This is a genomic window from Streptococcus sp. HMSC067A03, assembly GCF_001814295.1.
In the GTDB taxonomy this organism is placed as follows: Bacteria; Bacillota; Bacilli; order Lactobacillales; family Streptococcaceae; genus Streptococcus; species Streptococcus constellatus.
Genome location: NZ_KV815681.1, coordinates 1 through 306 on the forward strand (window position 1 = coordinate 1; position 306 = coordinate 306).

General features: G+C 35.9%; 1 protein-coding gene. It reads left to right on the forward strand.

The annotated features are described in order from the left end of the window. Nucleotides 1-306, forward strand: a 306-nt coding sequence (locus HMPREF2963_RS09405; RefSeq protein ID WP_186821960.1) for an LPXTG cell wall anchor domain-containing protein, incomplete at both ends; no start/stop codon positions are given.

Sequence of the window (306 nt, forward strand, 5' to 3'; positions counted from 1 at the left end):
ATATTCTTCTTAAGAATGGTCAAAAGCTTGCCAAAGGTACAGATTTGACACAATACGTCAACCAAACAATTGACCATAAAGCAAGAACAGTTCTGTATTCATTCTCTAAAGATTTCTTGAGCAAGATTTCAGATAATAGTGAGTTCCAAGCTACAGGTTACATGCAAGTGAAACAACTTGACTATGGTACAGTGAAGAACACCTTTACTGAAATCATCAATAATGTCGAACGTGATTCTAATACGGTAACGGTAGAATCTCCTCAAGATTATGGTGATGTAGTTGTTCACTATGTGGATGAATCTG